At 72.4% G+C, this 16,305-nt stretch carries 18 protein-coding genes; 8 read left to right on the top strand and 10 right to left on the bottom strand.

Translation table 11 applies throughout. The features are described from left to right. The first annotated feature begins 163 nt into the window (after positions 1 to 163). Positions 164 to 397, top strand: a complete 234-nt coding sequence (locus tag EJG53_RS04640) for a DUF6480 family protein (RefSeq protein WP_125043721.1) — start codon at positions 164 to 166, stop codon at positions 395 to 397. 26 nt (positions 398 to 423) lie between these two features. Here EJG53_RS04640 and EJG53_RS04635 read toward each other — a convergent pair whose 3' ends face one another. The 3 genes from EJG53_RS04635 to EJG53_RS04625 form a co-directional block, all read right to left on the bottom strand. Next, on the bottom strand, positions 424 to 801 hold the full coding sequence (locus EJG53_RS04635) for a nuclear transport factor 2 family protein (protein WP_167515053.1): 378 nt from the start codon (positions 799 to 801) through the stop codon (positions 424 to 426). A 140-nt stretch (positions 802 to 941) separates the two neighbouring features. Next, positions 942 to 2,300 (bottom strand): SWF or SNF family helicase, encoded by a 1,359-nt coding sequence (locus EJG53_RS04630; protein WP_244954977.1) that lies wholly within the window; start codon positions 2,298 to 2,300, stop codon positions 942 to 944. Next, a complete protein-coding gene (locus EJG53_RS04625) occupies positions 2,297 to 5,377 on the bottom strand; it encodes a DEAD/DEAH box helicase (protein ID WP_125043719.1) in 3,081 nt (1,026 codons plus the stop codon). The genes EJG53_RS04630 and EJG53_RS04625 overlap by 4 nt, the downstream gene beginning before the upstream one ends. A 189-nt stretch (positions 5,378 to 5,566) precedes the next feature. Here EJG53_RS04625 and EJG53_RS04620 point away from each other — a divergent pair, with 189 nt between their 5' ends. Next, positions 5,567 to 5,749, top strand: a complete 183-nt coding sequence (locus tag EJG53_RS04620; protein ID WP_030998668.1) for a hypothetical protein — start codon at positions 5,567 to 5,569, stop codon at positions 5,747 to 5,749. Between the two features lie 278 nt (positions 5,750 to 6,027). On the opposite strand, the gene EJG53_RS04615 is transcribed toward EJG53_RS04620, so the two are convergent. Beyond that, positions 6,028 to 6,855, bottom strand: coding sequence for a hypothetical protein (locus EJG53_RS04615; protein WP_125043718.1), 828 nt, complete (start codon positions 6,853 to 6,855; stop codon positions 6,028 to 6,030). A 259-nt stretch (positions 6,856 to 7,114) separates the two neighbouring features. Beyond that, on the bottom strand, positions 7,115 to 7,453 hold the full coding sequence (locus tag EJG53_RS04610) for a hypothetical protein (protein WP_125049154.1): 339 nt from the start codon (positions 7,451 to 7,453) through the stop codon (positions 7,115 to 7,117). A 92-nt stretch (positions 7,454 to 7,545) separates the two neighbouring features. Here EJG53_RS04610 and EJG53_RS04605 point away from each other — a divergent pair, with 92 nt between their 5' ends. Together EJG53_RS04605 and EJG53_RS04600 are read left to right on the top strand one after the other, a co-directional pair. Further along, positions 7,546 to 8,421, top strand: coding sequence for an oxygenase MpaB family protein (locus tag EJG53_RS04605; protein WP_125043717.1), 876 nt, complete (start codon positions 7,546 to 7,548; stop codon positions 8,419 to 8,421). Between the two features lie 67 nt (positions 8,422 to 8,488). After that, positions 8,489 to 9,253 (top strand): hypothetical protein, encoded by a 765-nt coding sequence (locus tag EJG53_RS04600; protein WP_125043716.1) that lies wholly within the window; start codon positions 8,489 to 8,491, stop codon positions 9,251 to 9,253. Here the strand turns inward: EJG53_RS04600 and EJG53_RS04595 are convergent. Then, entirely contained in the window at positions 9,241 to 9,873 is a 633-nt protein-coding gene (locus tag EJG53_RS04595) for a class I SAM-dependent methyltransferase (RefSeq protein ID WP_125043715.1), read from the bottom strand. The two genes, EJG53_RS04600 and EJG53_RS04595, sit on opposite strands and share 13 nt — an antisense overlap. Before the next feature lie 108 nt (positions 9,874 to 9,981). Between EJG53_RS04595 and EJG53_RS04590 the strand changes: the two genes are divergently transcribed. Beyond that, entirely contained in the window at positions 9,982 to 11,160 is a 1,179-nt protein-coding gene (locus EJG53_RS04590) for a NosD domain-containing protein (protein ID WP_125043714.1), read from the top strand. An 83-nt stretch (positions 11,161 to 11,243) separates the two neighbouring features. Here the strand turns inward: EJG53_RS04590 and EJG53_RS04585 are convergent, their stop codons facing one another. Both EJG53_RS04585 and EJG53_RS04580 read right to left on the bottom strand, forming a co-directional pair. Continuing rightward, positions 11,244 to 11,912, bottom strand: a complete 669-nt coding sequence (locus tag EJG53_RS04585) for an O-methyltransferase (protein WP_125043713.1) — start codon at positions 11,910 to 11,912, stop codon at positions 11,244 to 11,246. A 124-nt stretch (positions 11,913 to 12,036) separates the two neighbouring features. Then, a complete protein-coding gene (locus tag EJG53_RS04580; RefSeq protein WP_125051909.1) occupies positions 12,037 to 12,282 on the bottom strand; it encodes a hypothetical protein in 246 nt (81 codons plus the stop codon). A 280-nt stretch (positions 12,283 to 12,562) separates the two neighbouring features. Between EJG53_RS04580 and EJG53_RS04575 the strand changes: the two genes are divergently transcribed. Beyond that, positions 12,563 to 13,123: a GTP-binding protein gene (locus EJG53_RS04575; RefSeq protein ID WP_125049153.1), complete on the top strand. Its 561-nt coding sequence runs from the start codon at positions 12,563 to 12,565 to the stop codon at positions 13,121 to 13,123. A 48-nt stretch (positions 13,124 to 13,171) separates the two neighbouring features. Here the strand turns inward: EJG53_RS04575 and EJG53_RS04570 are convergent, their stop codons facing one another. Then, positions 13,172 to 13,600, bottom strand: coding sequence for a PPOX class F420-dependent oxidoreductase (locus tag EJG53_RS04570; RefSeq protein ID WP_125043711.1), 429 nt, complete (start codon positions 13,598 to 13,600; stop codon positions 13,172 to 13,174). A 141-nt stretch (positions 13,601 to 13,741) separates the two neighbouring features. Here EJG53_RS04570 and EJG53_RS04565 point away from each other — a divergent pair, with 141 nt between their 5' ends. Next, on the top strand, positions 13,742 to 14,149 hold the full coding sequence (locus tag EJG53_RS04565; protein WP_030998687.1) for a roadblock/LC7 domain-containing protein: 408 nt from the start codon (positions 13,742 to 13,744) through the stop codon (positions 14,147 to 14,149). 75 nt (positions 14,150 to 14,224) lie between these two features. Continuing rightward, positions 14,225 to 15,319, top strand: a complete 1,095-nt coding sequence (locus tag EJG53_RS04560) for a DUF6397 family protein (protein ID WP_174856363.1) — start codon at positions 14,225 to 14,227, stop codon at positions 15,317 to 15,319. Between the two features lie 43 nt (positions 15,320 to 15,362). Here the strand turns inward: EJG53_RS04560 and EJG53_RS04555 are convergent, their stop codons facing one another. Then, a complete protein-coding gene (locus EJG53_RS04555) occupies positions 15,363 to 16,274 on the bottom strand; it encodes an acyl-CoA thioesterase (RefSeq protein ID WP_125043710.1) in 912 nt (303 codons plus the stop codon). Between the last annotated feature and the right edge of the window lie 31 nt (positions 16,275 to 16,305).

Here is a 16,305-nt window from a genome sequence, read left to right as displayed (position 1 = left end):
CGCCGCGACCACATACGAATGATTGACCGCTGAAGCATTCGCTCCGTTTCGTACTGGTCCCGAGCGCCTCTGTTCGTGCCGAGGGAGCCGGGTACTCCGGGCCGTACGCACCCCATTTTGGATCAGCGGGTGACAACCGGCCGTACCCGGGCACCCGGGCAGCATGAACGATGCACCGAAGAACCCGGACCCGGTACCGGAGCGCACCGCCGGACTGGAGCCGGGCGGCGGGGTCCCGCCGGGCGAGACACCGCCCGCCGAGGGCAGCACCCCGGACGCCGGGCCCCTGGAGACCCACAACCCGACCCGCGGCTGGTCCAAGGGACCGGTGCTGGCGCTCGCCGTCGTGGTCGTCCTTGTGGCTGCCTTCTTCATCGCCCGTATCTGGGGCGTGTAGGTACACGGGCCGGCCACGGGCGAGGGTCAGGAAGGCTTGCGCAACGGCCCGGTGTAGTCGCGGAACAGCAGGATTCTGCCGTCCCGGATGCGGAAGAGCTGCACCGAGCGGCCCTCGAACGCGTCGCCGCGCCCCACGCCCTTGGCGAGCGTCTCCGCGACGACGACCTCCGGGTCCTCGGTGCGGTGGACGGCCAGCGTCCGGAGCACGTCGACGCGCAGGGCGGACATCGCCGCCCGGGCGAACACACGGATCGCCTCCCGGCCCTCGATGCGGTCGGGGACGTCCGGGCCCGCGAACGGCAGCTCGATCACGCCGTCCGGCGCGAACAGGTCCGCGAAGGCGTCCGCGTCCTGCGCCGTGACCGCGGCGCACCGCTGTTCGAGAACGTCCAGGGGGCTCACCGCAGGCATGGTCCCTCCGATCCCGCACCGCCGGGCCGGCGGTCCGCGCACCGGCCTCTGACGCCGAGCAGGGTAGCGCCGTGCCGCACGGGCAGTCAGCCCGCACGGCACACGTGGCGGCTCATGCGCCGCCCCGTCGGCTACCCGGCCTCCTCCCCGCCACCGCGCACCGCGGCGAGAGCGGCCGCGGGATCCTCGGCCGCAGGGCCTGCGGGTGCCCACTGCCCGCGCTCCTTCACGTACGGCCACCACCGCCCGTCACGCCCAATTCGGAGCTGGGCGCCGCCGCCGGCCACGGTCCAGCGGTTGCGGTCCTGGCGGAGCTGTGGTGGCGGTTCGTCCGCCTCCCAGGCGTCGGCAAGCTGCGCCGTCGCGCGGGCCAGGGCCGCCGGTTCCGGTGTCCACTCCTCCTCCAGTACGGCGAGCGCCGGTACACCGCCGTACTCCCACGCCCGTACGGCCAGGGAGAGCGCTCTGGCCGTACGCCCGGAGCCGGACGCCAGTCGCGCGACGATCCGGGCGTCGGGTTCGCGCGCTGCCAGACGTACGGCGTCCTGCGCGAGGGTCAGCGCTGCGTGCGGTGGCGCATCGGCATGGCCGGGGGCCAGCGCGTCGGCCAGCAGCCGCTGGGCGCGCGCCGCCGTGTCACCCGCCAGGAACTCCAGCGCTGATACGTCCACTCCGGGCGCCGGGTCCGTCCCTCCTCCGAGGACCGGAGCGGCGCCCGGCTCGTCCACGGCGGGCGGGGGTGCGGGCAGCGGCGGCAGGATGTCGCGCGCGGCGTACGCCTCCGCCGCCGGTATGCCCTCCGCCGCCGGTTCCACCGCACCCGCACTGGACGCGAGTTGCTCAGTGACTTCCCGCGCGCGCATGGCGGTGCGGGCCTGAAGGTCCTCCAACAGTTCCTGCTCGCTCCGTCCGCGCATCAGCAGCAGCACGAAGGGGTCCTCGTCCAGCAGGCGGGCCGTCTGGTGGCAGAGCGCGGCAGTGTGGGAACAGTGGTCCCACGCCCCGCAGTCGCACTCCGCCTCCAGGTCACCGATGCCCGGGAGCAGTTCGATGCCGGCGGCGGCCGCGTCCTCCACCAGGTGCGGCGGCATGTCGTGGTCCAGCAGCGCCGCGATGTGCCCGGCACGGTCCGCGACCAGGTCCAGGAAGCGGTCCCAGTCCGCCTCGCTCAACTCCTGGAGCAGCACGTCGCAACGGCACGGCGTACCGGCACGGTCCTTGACGACCGCCGTGATCCGGCCCGGCCGCACGGAAACCGCACCCACCGCCCCCGCCCGCGCGTGCCGGCGCCCCTGCTTGACCTGCTGGCTGTCCAACGCGCTGTCCGCCAGTGCCTGCAACCAGGCCAGGCCCCACCAGGTCCGCGCGAAGCCACGGCCGTGCGCCGGGGGCAGGGCGGCGAAGGTACGCTCCCTGCCCGGCCCCGGCAGGCGCGTGTCCCCGGAAGGTTCCGGGCGAGCTTCCCCGGCGTCCTCGTACAGGTTCCTCATCGCTCGCTCCCTCGCAGCGCCACCAGGTCCGCCAGCTCGGCGTCGGTGAGTTCGGTCAGCGCGGCCTCGCCGGAACCGAGCACCGCGTCCGCCAGCCGCTGTTTGCGCGCGAGCAGACCGGCGATCCGGTCCTCGACCGTGCCCTCGGTGATCATCCGGTGGACCTGCACCGGCCGGGTCTGGCCGATGCGGTACGCGCGGTCGGTGGCCTGCGCCTCGACCGCCGGATTCCACCAGCGGTCGTAGTGCACGACATGCGCGGCCCTGGTCAGGTTCAGCCCCGTGCCCGCCGCCTTCAACGACAGCAGGAACACCGGCACGGCGCCGTCCTGGAAGCGGCGCACCATCTCCTCGCGCCGCGCGACCGGCGTGCCGCCGTGCAGCAGTTGCGTGGGCACGCCGCGCCCCGCCAAGTGCGTTTCGAGCAGCCGCGCCATCCGCACGTACTGCGTGAACACCAGCACCCCCGCGTCCTCGGCGAGAATCGTCTCCAGCAGCTCGTCCAGCAGCTCCAGCTTCCCGGAGCGGCCCGCGATCAGCGGCCGCTCCTCCTTGAGGAACTGCGCCGGGTGGTTGCAGACCTGCTTGAGCGAGGTCAGCAGCTTGACGACCAGGCCGCGCCGCGCGAGGCCGTCGGCCGCCGCGACCTCGGCGAGCCCTTCGCGCACCACCGCCTCGTACAGAGCGGCTTGTTCCCTGGTCAGCGCCACCGCCCGGTCGGTCTCCGTCTTCGGCGGCAACTCGGGCGCGATGCCCGGGTCGGACTTGCGGCGGCGCAGCATGAAGGGGCGCACGAGCCGGGCTAGCCGCTCGGCGGCAGCCGGGTCGGTGCCGCCCTCGACGGCCATGGCGTAACGCTCACGGAAGCGGCCCAGCGGGCCCAGCAGACCCGGCGTGGTCCAGTCCAGTACGGCCCACAGTTCGGACAGGTTGTTCTCGACCGGCGTGCCGGTGAGCGCCACCCGGGCGCCCGAGGGAAGGCGGCGCAGCGCCTTGGCCGTCGCCGAGAACGGATTCTTCACGTGCTGCGCCTCGTCGGCGACGACCAGCCCCCAGCGGGTCGTCGCGAGCTTCGCCGCGTCCAGCCGCATCGTGCCGTACGTGGTGAGCACGAACGCGCCGTCCTCCAGGCCGGCGAGACTGCGCCGGTCCGCGTGGAAGCGGCGCACCGGAGTGCCGGGCGCGAACTTCTCGATCTCGCGCTGCCAGTTGCCCATCAGGGACGCCGGGCAGACGACGAGCGTGGGCCCGGCGGAGGCGGGGTCGCTCTGCCGATGCAGATGCAGGGCGATGAGGGTGACGGTCTTGCCCAGGCCCATGTCGTCGGCGAGACAGCCGCCGAGACCGAGGGAGGTCATGCGGTGCAGCCAGTCGAGGCCGCGCAGTTGGTAGTCGCGGAGGGTGGCGGTCAGGGCGGGGGGCTGGGCTATGGGTGGGGCGAAGTCGGTGTCCGGGGTGGTGGGGGTGTCTGGAGCGGTGAGGTCTGGAGTTGCGGCTTCCGGTACGGACGTACCTGATACGGACGTACCCGGTACGGCGGTGTCCGGGGCGGTGAGCCGGTCGCGGAGGCGGGCCAGCCAGCCGGACGCCTGCACTTCCACCCGTTCGCCGTCCCCGGACTCCGCGGTGCCGGTGAGCGCCGCACCGAGCGCGTCGATGGGCGTCACCTTGCGGTCCTGGCGGTCGCGGGCCGCCCGCAGCGCCTCGGGGTCGACGAGCACCCACTGGTCACGCAGCCGTACGAGCGGTCGCCCCGCCTCGGCCAGCCGGTCCAGCTCCGCCCTGCTGATCTCCTGGTCCCCGACGGCGAAGCGCCAGCCGAACGAGAGCAGCGCGTCGGCCGAGAGGAAGGACGGCATGCCGGACGCGGCGCGGTCCTGACCGGGAGCGTCGTCGTCCCGGCCCGCTTGCGTGGGCTGCGGCGCACCGTCCTGGTCGGACGGCCCCACCACGGCCCGGGTGGTGAGCCCGCGTACCAGGTCCCGTGGCCAGTGCACCTGCACGCCGGCGGCGGCCAGCGCACGTGAGGCCGGGCCGAGCAGCTCGGCGATCTCCTCGTCCGCGAGGTCCACCGCGTCCGGCACAGCGGCGGACAGCAGGGGCGTGAGCGGCGCCCAGGCAGCGGCGGCGCGGCGCAGCGTGAGCAGGGTGTCCATCCGGGCCCGCGGGCCGAACGCTTGCCCGGTGGGGGAGTCGCCCGCCCACACTTCGGCGGCGTCGGCGACCAGCGCCGGGTCGGTGGGGTCGTGCAGTTGGAGAACGGCGGTGAAGCCGGCGCGGCCGGTGCCGGCGGCCCCTGCCCGGCCCGTGTCCGATCCAGGCAGCCCGGCGATCTCGACACGCAGAGAGAGCCGTACACCGGCGTCGTGCCCGGCCGCCACATCGGCGGCCCAGTCGCGCTGTTCGGGGATGTGCTGCGGTTCGGGTGCGGCGAACGCCGGACCGCCGGTGACCAGGGCGGCGGCGGGGGAACGGGGCAGGGTGTCCGCCACCGCGTCCAGGAAGTCGCGTACCAGGCGCTCCGGATCCGGCAGCAGTACGGGGCCGGAGCCGGGGCCGACGGTGCTGGAGAGCGGGACGGCGTGCGCCTGCGGCGGCAGGGCAGCCGCCAGTCCGCGCAGCCGCTCGACATCGGCGGGGTCGAGCGGGCCCACCCGCCACGCGTCGTGACCGGAACGGCTCACTCCGGGCAGCAGGCGGCCGCGGGCGACGAGTTGCAGCGCCAGTACGGCGGCGGTGCCCCAGAAGGCCGCGGCCGGGTCGGACGTACGGGACGTACGGGCGCGGGTCAGGACGGGGAGGGCGTCGGCGACGGGCAGCACGACGGCCGGGACGTCGATGAGCTGGATGCTGTCACCGTGCCCGTTCCCGCCCGTGTCCCAGGCGACGGTCAGTGACTGCGTCGGCCACCCGGCCCCTTCGTCGCCTGCCGTGCCGTCCGCACGCCAGAAAGCGACCCGCCCCGTACGGGCCGGGTCGGCGGGCAGGAAGACCGCCGCACAGCGCGCGAGGGCGGACGGTGGTGCGGAGGGTGCCGGAGGAAGAGCAGGGGGAGAGGCCGGGGGAAGAAGTGCCACGTGCAGCAAGCTCCTCAAGTTTGACTACTGGCGACCGGAGCGCCCGAGGGTACAGCACGACCGGGGGTGGTGCCGACCGCCTCCCGCGGTGGCCCGGCAGGCTGTCGGCGCGGAGGGAACCCGTGGGGCCGAAAAGGCGTTCAATGGGGTACAGCGAGCGCGGCAACCGCCGCGGAAGGGACGTGAAGGATGTCCACGAACGCAAAGGTCGCCATCGGCGGCGTGGCGGCGGGAGTGATCCTGCTGTGGCTGCTGCCGTTCTGGGCGGCGGTGCTGGTCATGGTCGGTGTGCCGGCCGTGGCGTATCTGACGCTGGATCCCTCGCAGCGGCGCAGGCTGCGCCGTGTGACCCGCAAGGAGATAGGGCGCTGACCGGGTGGCCGGTGCCCGGACGTCCGGCGGTGTGAGCCGGCCGGGCCGCGACGACGTCCCCGTCAGCGGACCCGTGGGCGGACGGCTCACGGGTGGGGCGCCGCCACGGATCAGAACGGACCGGTGGCCGGCCGGACCGACAAGCCGAACGGAGCCTCAAGCCGGCCGAATCCTCGAGCCGACCGGGGCTCTGAAGCCGGTCGGAGCGCCGAGCCGAGCGGACCCTCAAGGCGGGGTATATACAGCTAGCCGGTCGAACCCCCGCGCCGGCCGAACCGTCAAGCCGGCCGGACCGCCAGCGCTTCCAGCGCCTGCAGCAGTCCCGGCAGCTCGGGCCCACGTCCCACCGGCAGTATCTCGCCGGGCTGCTCGTCCAGGAGGACGAACGCGATGTCGTCGGTGCGGGCCACCATGCTCCAGCCCGGCCCGTCCACGCGGAGCGTACGGGCCTCGTCGGCGGCGAACGACGAGCGGACGCGCCCCGGCGGTGGCGGATCGGCCACATAACCCCGCGCCTCGGCCAGCGCCCGCTGCACCCCGGTGTGCGGCCGGGCCCCCGGATCGACGAACGTGACCTCGCCCTCGACCTGTTCCCGCCACGCCGCCCACTGGAGCGCGATCTCGTCCGCGCCCATCCGGCGTTGCGCGGGGCCCCACTGTGCGGCGTCCGGCGGCCTGAGTACGGCCGGACCGCCCTCCTCCGGTTCCGGGTCGTGCGGCGCGGGCACCCCCGGCGCCGCGACGGCGAGTGCGATCGGCCAGCCGGGCAGCGCTTCGACCATGCTGTCCTCGCCGGGGGAGAGGTCGTACTCCATCCCGCAGTCCCAGGCCGCGACGGCGCACGCGACGAGCGAGACGTCGTCCGTCACCACGGTCCAGCGGGCACCCGTCCCGTCCTGCCCGAGGACCAGGCCGTACCCCTGCTCGTACGGCGCGAGGCCGAGCCCGGCGCACACCTCCGGATAGTCGTCGCCGAGCACGCTCGGGAACTGCGCGGGCGTCAGCAACAGGGCCGTCAGGACGAGCAACTGGTCCTCGTCGGCGCTCTCGGGTGTGGCTCCGCCGGCGTTTCCGGCCGTGGACGTACCGGCGTTCTCGGTCGACACCCGGGCCTCCCCATCCGATGCGCTCCGACCCGCCCGGCCCGCCGCCTCCGGCCCGGTCCCCGGGCCCGCCCGCGCCGGACCGGAACCGGCCCGATCGTTCCGATCAGTCGTCGGCGCACCCTAGTTGGCCGGGCAGCGGATTGTCACCAGTCGTACACCACCGCCCCGGACGTTTCCGGCCCGTGTTCCGGGCCCCGGGTGTTCCGGTCCACGCCACCGGCGCCCGCAGAGCGGCCCTCCGCAGCTCGGCCCCGGCCCCTCAAGCCACCGGCAGATTGAGCAGATCACGGGCCACCGTCTGCGGTGACTCCCTGCGCTCCCGGGCGAGCGCGATCACCGCCCGGCAGGCCAGCTCGTTGATGCCGAAGGCGAGCGCCTCGGGGGAGACCCATTCCGCCGTCTCGGCGCTGCGCTCGTCGTCGTCCTCGGCGCACGCCGCCACATGGGCCGCCGCGGCCTCGAAGATGTTGTGCCGTCGCTTCGTCCCGGGGGCCCGGGGCTCCTCGCTGCCCCGCCGGTGCGGCGCAGTGCGGAGACGGGTGAAGAAGTCCCGTAGGTCGCGGAACAATTCGGAGATTTCACGCAAGAATCCGGTCATCGTGTCCCCCATTCCCGGTTCCCGTTCCGGTCGTTCCAGTGTGCCCGTCATGCTTACGATGGGAACTCCGACGACGAAAGGGCGGGTACTCGGTGCGGCGGTACGACTGGCTCAAGGAGATTCAGCGGCTGGACCCGGAACGGGACTTTCTGCGTATCCACCGCATCACCACGACGTACGAATTCCCGTGGGACGTCGCGCGCGCCCTGGAGCTTGCGCTCTACCGCACCTACGCCGTTCCCAGCATCGGCCGGCTGCTGGCCGAAACCGCCGAGCTGACGGACCGTACGCAGAAGCGCTACGACGACACCGCGCTCCTCCTGGACGCGGTGATGGAGCACGGCTTCGACAGCGAGGACGGCCGGACCGCGATCCGCCGCATCAACCAGATGCACCGCGGTTACGACATCAGCAACGACGACATGCGGTACGTGCTGTGCACCTTCGTGGTGGTTCCCAAGCGCTGGCTCGACCAGTTCGGCTGGCGGCGGATGAGCGAGCACGAAAAGCACGCCTCGGCCGTCTACTACCGCACCCTCGGGCGCCATATGGGCATCAACGGCATCCCGCGGGACTTCCAGGAGTTCGAACGCTGCCTGGACGATTACGAGCACGCGCATTTCGGCTGGGACGAAGGCGGGCGCCGGGTCTCGGACGCCACGCTCGGCCTGATGGCGGGCTGGTACGGCCCGCTGGCCCCGGTGGTGCGCGGCGCGAGCATGGCGCTGCTGGACGACGCCCTGCTGAACGCCTTCCGCTACGAGCGTCCCAGGCCGGCCGTCCGCGCCGCGGTGCGCGGCGCGCTGCGGCTGCGCGCCAAGTCCGTACGGCTGCTGCCGCCGCGCCGGCGCCCGCACTACGCCCGCCAGAACCCGGAGATCAAGGGGTATCCGAACGGCTTCACCATCGCCGACCTCGGCACCTTCCCCCAGGGCCGGCCCTCGGGAGGCTGCCCCGTACCGCACTGAGACGCCCGACGGCCGGAAAGGTCTTCACCGTGATCGTCTCTGTTCGTTCCGGCGTCATACTTGAGCGGTGACCGAGAAAGACCGCGAGTACGCCCGACAGTGGCTGGCCGAGCACGGTGTCACCCGGACGGCGGACGCGTGGCGCGACCGGCGGTCGCCGGGCGAGGTGCTGACACCGAAACAGGTGGCGCACGCGTGGGCGGACGAGGCGCTGTCCGACAGCCGCCTGGACGCGCCCGCCCGCCTGCGGCTCGGGTTCGGCCTCCTGGACCTGCTGGACGATTACTGGGTCACCTGCGAACTCCGCTTCGCCGTACGCGACGAGCGGCACCCGTTGCGGGCGGACCTGTTCTGGGACGCCTGCCGCCGGTGGCTGGAAGCGCCGGAAGAGCCCGAAGCCCTCGTCTATTCCCTCTGGGTGGACTGGTTCGAGGACCGGGCCACCGCGGAGGAGGCGTTCGCCGAGGTGCTGGGCGACGCCGTGGAGGGCGCGCCGGACCGTACGGCACGGGACGCCCTGCTCCGTCGCGCCACCCGGGTCCTCGGCGTCTCGGGCCCCGTGCCCTGGCCGGTGAAGCACACCGCGTACCGGGCCGCCGCGACGGTCCCGCAGCTCCACCCCGCGCTGTTCCGCGGCCTCCTCGGCAGCTACCACGACCTGTACGGTGATCTCGAACCCGGTGCCGCCCTCGCCCTCCTGGACCAGTTGGACCTGCCGGCCGCCACCGAGCACCTGGCCCCGCTGCGCGCCGTCCTCACGGCCGGCCACCAGAACCACTACCGCGCCCCGGACGCCTGGCCCAGGGCCCTGGCTGCGTCTCAGGCTCCCTGACGCACCGCCAGCGCCAGGTAGCGGGCGTCCTCGTCCACGTACCGCACCAGGTCCCAGCCGGCACGCGTCAGCAGCGGCCGCAGGTTGGGCTCGGCCCGTACGTCGCCGGGCGTGAGCGGACGGCCCTTCCGCGCGGCCAGCGCGGCCCGCCCGACCGGGTGGAACAGGGCGAGCCGGCCTCCGGGCCGTACGACCCTGGCGAGTTCCGCGAGCCCCGTCCCGGGGTCGGCCAGATGGGACAGCAGTCCGGCGGCGAAGACCGCGTCGAGCGCGGCATCCGGCAGCGGGAGCCGCTGCACGTCGGCGGGCAGCAGGGGCGCCAGGCGCGCGCGTCCGGCCCGTACGGCCGCCGCGAGCATCTCGGGAGTCAGGTCGGCGCCCAGCACCGTACCGTCCGCCCCCACGGCGGCCCGCAGGGCAGGCAGCGCCCGCCCCGTACCGCAGCCCGCGTCCAGCACGCGGTCTCCCGTGCGCAGCTCCAGCGCCGCGACACCGGCCTGGTAGGCGGGACCGTCGTCGGGGAACCGCGCGTCCCAGTCGTGCGCCCGGGAACCGAAGAACTCCCGTACGTCGTGCGCCTGAACGGTGTCCTCGGGAGCCTTGGTGGCGTCGTCGTCCATACGGCAACTCTAGGTGCCACTGATCGCCCGGTGGCCGCGGTGGCCGGTGCCGCAACTGTTGCCCTTCGATGTCTTACGTTCCCGGCCGCCCGGCGTAATCATGCAGGCATGACGGACACGGGGAAGTGGAATTTCGTCGACCATTTCGGCGCCGATCCGCACGGCCTCATCGACGCGGCGGCTCTCCTGCAGCACGCGGTGACCACCATCTGTGACGCCGGCGGCGGAACGCTGGTGATTCCCCCCGGGCGTTACCGGATGCACAGCACGGGAACGGTGGTGCCGGATTCGGGAAACCTGACCGTGATCGCCCACGGTGCCCACATTTTCCGCAGCGACACCTCCACCATCGACACGCTCTGGGGCGGTGGTTTCTCCCACGACGGTTACAACGGCGCGTCCAACATCAGTATCCACGGCGGTCTGTGGGACGGCGGCGCGGGCAATCCGCGGCCGCTGGACATGTTCGCCTTCTGCTCCGCGGAAAACATCCTGTACGCGGATCTGGTGGTCGAGAACATTCCGGACTGGCACGCGATCGAGTTCCACGGCATCCGCAACGGTACGGCGCGCAACTGCGTCTTCCGGCGCTTCAAGGCCACCACACCGACCCGGTTCTTCTCCGAGGCGATCGAGGTCCAGGAGGCGCCGGACGGTACGCACAGCAGCGGCATCGTCGTGGACGGCTGCACGGCCGACGGGTACGGAGCCTTGGTGGGCACGCACACGGCCACCTTCCCCGGCCGGTTCCACGACGGTCTGCGGGTGGTGAACAACAGGATCGTCAACGCCAAGAACTATGCCGTACGCGCGCACAACTGGCGCCATGCGGTCATCGCGAACAACATCATCGAGGACTGCAACAGCGGAATTCAAGTGCAGGTGGACCCCTCCGCGCAGTACCGGTCGTGGTACTGGTCGCAGACCGAGGACATCATCATCGCGCACAATGTCCTGACGCACACAGGGCTGGAGCAACAGCCGGGCCAGGGGCCGCGTTACGCCACCATCGGCGTGTACGGAATGGCGGACACGCCGATGGAGAACGTCGTCGTCACGGGGAACATCATCCGTGACTGGGCGAGTGCGAACGGTATAGCGCTGCAGTACGTCCACGAAGGTGTGGTCACCGGAAACGTCGTGAAATACAGCCAGGGCGGCGACGGCACCGCGATACTGTTCACCTCCTGTTCCGGCGGAACGGCCACGGGGAACAATGTCCGCTACGCCGGTTCGGGCGTGGTCGGCGCCGAAGTCTCCGCCGGGAACAGGATCAGCCTTCGGTGAGCGCGGTGTGCCGCGGTGTGCCGGGCGCGTCATGGCGCGCGGTACGTACGGTGGGCATCGTCAGGTGGTCGCAGCGGAGTTAATCAGCCGTTCACCCGGGCCAGGGAGAACCCGTCGTACCCCTTGCTGCCCACGGTCTGTACCGCGGTGGCGGTCAGCCTCGGGTTCTCCGCGATCAGTTCCAGGAACCGGCGGATGCCGCGGATCGAGGGGTCCGTACTGTCGGCATCGGCGACCTCTCCGCCCCGTACGACATTGTCACCGATGATCAGGCTGCCGGGGCGGGTGAGTTCGAGGGCCCGCTCCAGGTAGTGCGGGTTGTTCGGCTTGTCCGCGTCGATGAAGACCAGGTCGAACGGTTCGGCACGCTCGGCGACGAGCTGCGCGAGGCTGTCGAGCGCCGGGGCGACACGGATTTCGGTGCGCTCCGCGAGCCCGGCGCGCGCGAGGTTCGCGCGGGCGACCGCGGCGTGCGTGGGATTCGCCTCCAGGGATATCAGACGGCCGTCGGCGGGCAGCGCGCGGCCGAGCCAGATGGTGCTGTAGCCGCCGAGCGTCCCGATCTCCAGGATGCGCCGGGCGCCTTGCGTCCGGGCCAGGAGGTGGAGCAGTTTGCCCTGGGTGGCGGTGACGCTGATGTGGGGGAGGCCGGCGGCTTCGCTGTCGCGCAACGCGGCGTGCAGCGCTTCGTCGTCCGGGGCGAGCAAGGAGTCGAAGTAGTCGTCGACCGTGTTCCACTGCTGCTGAGACATGTGGTCCCTTCGCCTACCTAGTTAGGTTTGCTAACCAAACTAGCAGGCGCCGGTGCGCCTGTTCGCGTGATCGGCGGACCGGAACCGCTGCTGCTCCGGCCGTGCGGCTCCAGCCCCCTGCCCCTCAGGTCCGGTGGCCCCGCTCGTGCAGCGGCGTGAGGTAGTCGCACAGTTCGCACCGCGGCGCGTCGCGGGCGGCCCGGATGCCGAGCAGCGGCTCACCGCAGATGGCGACCAGCGGCCGTACGGGCGACTCCCGCGGATGGCAGATGCGGCAGACGTTGTGCCAGGGACCGGCCTCGTTGTCGCCCGCGGCGGGAACGGCCGCGATGTCCGTGCCGGTACCGGTGGCCTCATGGGTGGACATCATCAGCCTTCTTTCTCGCGTCCCGCCGGCGCGTCGGCCGGTCTGCGGCGCGGGCTCCCCGCTGGTGGCACCCGGCCGGACCGCGGCCGGGGCTTTCTTCCGAAGCGTACGAACTTGTCAACTCCGTGCCACGCTGTGTAGCGAAAGGAGTACGGTCCTCGCCATGGTTTTCGAGGCGCACGACGAACCCCAGGACGCACCCGTAGCGCCTGCCGCCGGGGCCGCGGACACCCCGGACGACAGCGTGGACGACATCCCGGACGACACTGCGGACGACAGTCCGATGGCTCTGAAGATCCTGGTGGCGGGCGGGTTCGGGGTCGGCAAGACGACACTGGTCGGCGCCGTGAGCGAGATCCGGCCGCTGCGTACGGAGGAACAGCTCAGCGAGGCGGGCGCGGCGCTGGACGACGCCCGGGACGTGGTGCGCAAGACCACGACCACCGTGGCGATGGACTTCGGCCGCATCACCATCCGGGCCGGACTGTCGCTGTACCTCTTCGGTACGCCGGGGCAGGACCGGTTCTGGTTCCTGTGGGACGACCTGGCGCGGGGCGCGCTGGGCGCTGTCGTGCTGGCCGACACCCGCAGACTGGAGGACTGCTTCCCCGCCGTGGACTACTTCGAGAATCGCGGGATTCCCTTCCTGGTGGCCGTCAACTGCTTCGCCGAAGCGCGCGCTTACGGGGCAGGCGAAGTGGCGCGGGCACTCGACCTGGACCGGGGCACCCCGGTGGTGCTGTGCGACGCGCGGGATCGCGACTCGGGAAAGGAAGTGCTGATACGGCTGGTCGAGCACGCCGGGCGGGTGTACACCGCCCGGCTGCTCGACTCGGTGGGATGAGCGCGCGCCCACGGAGGGGATGCCCTGGCGGAGCGCGGCCCGGTGTCATCAGTCGGCGAGGTCGGCGACCGCGACGACCTTGCTGATCCGGACCCGTACGAGCAGTTCCCCGGGCACGCCGTTGCGTGCCCCGTACTCCTCGGCCCGGTCCTCGCCCATGTAGCGGGCCGCGATACGGGTGGCCCAGGCGCGTACTTCGGGGAGTTCGTCGCTGGTCTCGGCCACTCCCTCCACGATCGCGAAGCTGAACGGCGGGCGGTCGTCGTCCACACAGAGCGCGATCCGGCCGTCCCGGGCGAGGTTGCGCCCCTTGACCGTGTCGGCGCCGGTGTTGAAGACGAGGTCGTCGCCGTCCAGCAGGAACCATACGGGCGCGATGTGCGGGCTGCCGTCGGCCCGTACGGTCGACAGCTTGCCGGTGCGGGTGCCCTCGGACAGGAAGCTCTGCCACTCGTCCTTGCTCATTTTGCGTGCCATACCGCCATCCTGCGCCATACGGCGCGAACGGGCCGCACGGCCGCACCGAGCGCGCCGGCCCGGCCCGGTCGCTTGCCCGGACGGCACGGGTGGTCCAGGCTTGCACGGCAGTTGCCCACGGGGACACGGGGAGGAAGCGGTATGGCACTGAGCAGCGGACTCGACTGGCTGCTGGACGACCTGACCGAACGGATCGACCAGGTGCGGCACGCCCTGGTCCTGTCCAACGACGGACTCGTCACGAGCGCGAGCGAGCGGCTGGCGCGGGAGGACGCCGAGCATCTGGCGGCGGTCGCGTCGGGGCTGCACAGCCTCGCCAAGGGCTCCGGGCGGCACTTCGAGGCCGGGCGGGTGCGGCAGACGATGGTCGAGTTCGACGACGGCGTGCTGTTCGTGACGGCGGCGGGGGACGGTAGCTGTCTGTGCGTGCTGGCGGGGTCCGAGGCCGACATGGGGCAAATCGCCTACGAAATGGCGCTGTTGGTCAACCGTGTGGGGGAACACCTGGGGGTTGCGGCCCGGCAGCCGGAAAGTTTTCCACAGCGCTGAAGCCGGGGGTTGACCGGCTGTCGTACCCCGCCGCTATCGTCGTCACTGTCGGTAACGAACCGGCGGGGATCCGCAGTGGATCCCGCGACGTGGACGATGACGGGGGAGTGCGACATGACGGTGATGTGCGACGGACGGCAAGCGTCGGCGACGCTCACGGCGGAGGAGCCGCCCATCGCGGGCGAGCTGCTCACGCCGGGGCGGGCGGCCCGCGAACTGGGTTTGCGGGGTGGCGAGTTCGATTTGGCGGCCCAGCTCGGAGAGATCCTGACCCTGCCACCGGATCCCGAGGCGCGGCCGGGCCCGGGCGGTCCGTGGAGGCGGCGCCGGGTGCCGGTGGAAGAGGTGCGGCGGCTGCGCGCCCAAGAGGGCTTCCCCGACACGCTGCGTGAGCGCCTTCGGACGGTCGGCGCGGCCGAGGCCGCCGAGCTCCTGGGCATCGGCGCGGGCCGCTTCCTCCGGCTGGCCCGCGCGGGCTGTTTCGCCCCGGTCCGCTTCTACGTGAACCGCTACGGCGCCGTGGTCTGGCTCTACCTCGCGACGGAGCTGACGGAATGCGCCGACCGCGAGCCGGAGCTGCTGCGGGGCGACCTCCCCGCGGTGCTCCGGGTCATGCTCGACGGCGGACAGGACTGGCGCGGCCGGAAGTGGCGCAGCCGCCGGGTCGCCCGGCTGATGGGCGAGGCGGCGGACGGCTGGGAGTCGGCGGCGGTGATCGCGGCGGTCCTGCCACCGGAGGAACTGGCCTCGGTCGTCGAGGATCCACTGGAACGTTCCGTGCTACGGCGCCTGCGCCCGACCTTGGCCCTGCCGGGGGCGAGTCCGGCGGCCAGGGAGGCGGTCGAGCGGGCGACGACGGCGGAAGAGTTCGACGAGGTGCTCTGGTACCGCGTCAACCTCTCCCGCTCCCTCGACCGTGCCCGTCACCAGCAGCCGGCGGCCGACCGCCTGCGCCACCCCACCCGACCGGGCGACACCTCACCGGCCGGACCGGGAGACGCCCCCTTCCGTATCCCTGCAAGCCCCACAGCTCCCACAAGCCCCACGGGTTCTGCGGCCCCTGCGACCGTCTCGGCCTCCGTTACTGCCACCGTTCCCGCCCCCGCGCTGCCACCGCCCCGCCCACCCGTCCTGGCGTACACCCCGAGGCCGACCCCTCGCGATTCCTGACCTGCGGGAGCCGGGACGACCCGCGAAAGACGACCGGAACCGTCTACGCTCCCGTCCCCTCCGCGTACGGCTGCTCCAGGCTGCGGTCCTTGCTGTGGGGGCGCAGGAGACCTTCTTGGACGACGGAGACGAGGAGGTTGCCCGCGCGGTCGTAGATGCGGCCGCGGGCCAGGCCGCGGCCGCCGGTGGCGATGGGGGACTCCTGGTCGTAGAGGAACCACTCGTCCGCGCGGAAGGGGCGGTGGAACCACATCGCGTGGTCGAGGGAGGCCATGTCGAAACCGCGCGGGCCCCAGAGCGGTTCGATCGGGATACGGACGGCGTCCAGCAGGGTCATGTCACTGGCGTAGGTCAGCGCGCAGGTGTGGATCAGCGGGTCCTCGCCCAGCGGTCCGACCGCGCGCATCCAGACCGCGCTGCGCGGCTCCGCGCCCTCGATCTCCTCCGGCTTCCAGCGGAGCCGGTCGACGTAGCGGATGTCGAAGGGCTGCCGCCGGGCCATCCGCTCCAGCGCCTCGGGCAGCCCGCCCAGGTGCTCGCGCACCTCGTCCGCGACGGTCGGCAGCTCCTCGGGGGCGGGCACCACACGGCGCATCGGCAGTTGATGTTCGAAGCCCGGTTCGGGCTGATGGAAGGAGGCGGTCAGGTTGAAGATCGTACGTCCCTGCTGGACGGCGACCACCCGGCGCGTGGTGAAGGAGCGGCCGTCCCGTACCCGCTCCACCTGGTACACGATCGGCACGCCCGGACGCCCCGGGCGCAGGAAGTACGCGTGCAGCGAGTGCACGGGCCGGTCGCCCTCGGTGGTCCGCCCGGCCGCGACCAGCGCCTGTCCGGCCACCTGCCCGCCGAAGACGCGCTGGAGGCTTTCCTGCGGGCTGCGGCCGCGGAAGATGTTCACCTCGATCTGCTCCAGATCCAGCAGATCCACCAGGCGCTCGGCGGGATTGGTCATGGCCGTACGTCCTCCGTCGGGTGTCTCGACG

It is taken from the genome of Streptomyces chrestomyceticus JCM 4735 (assembly GCF_003865135.1).
Taxonomy (GTDB): Bacteria; Actinomycetota; Actinomycetes; order Streptomycetales; family Streptomycetaceae; genus Streptomyces; species Streptomyces chrestomyceticus.
The sequence above is the reverse complement of the archived record's forward strand: the minus strand, read 5'-3'. Positions and strand labels throughout refer to the sequence as shown.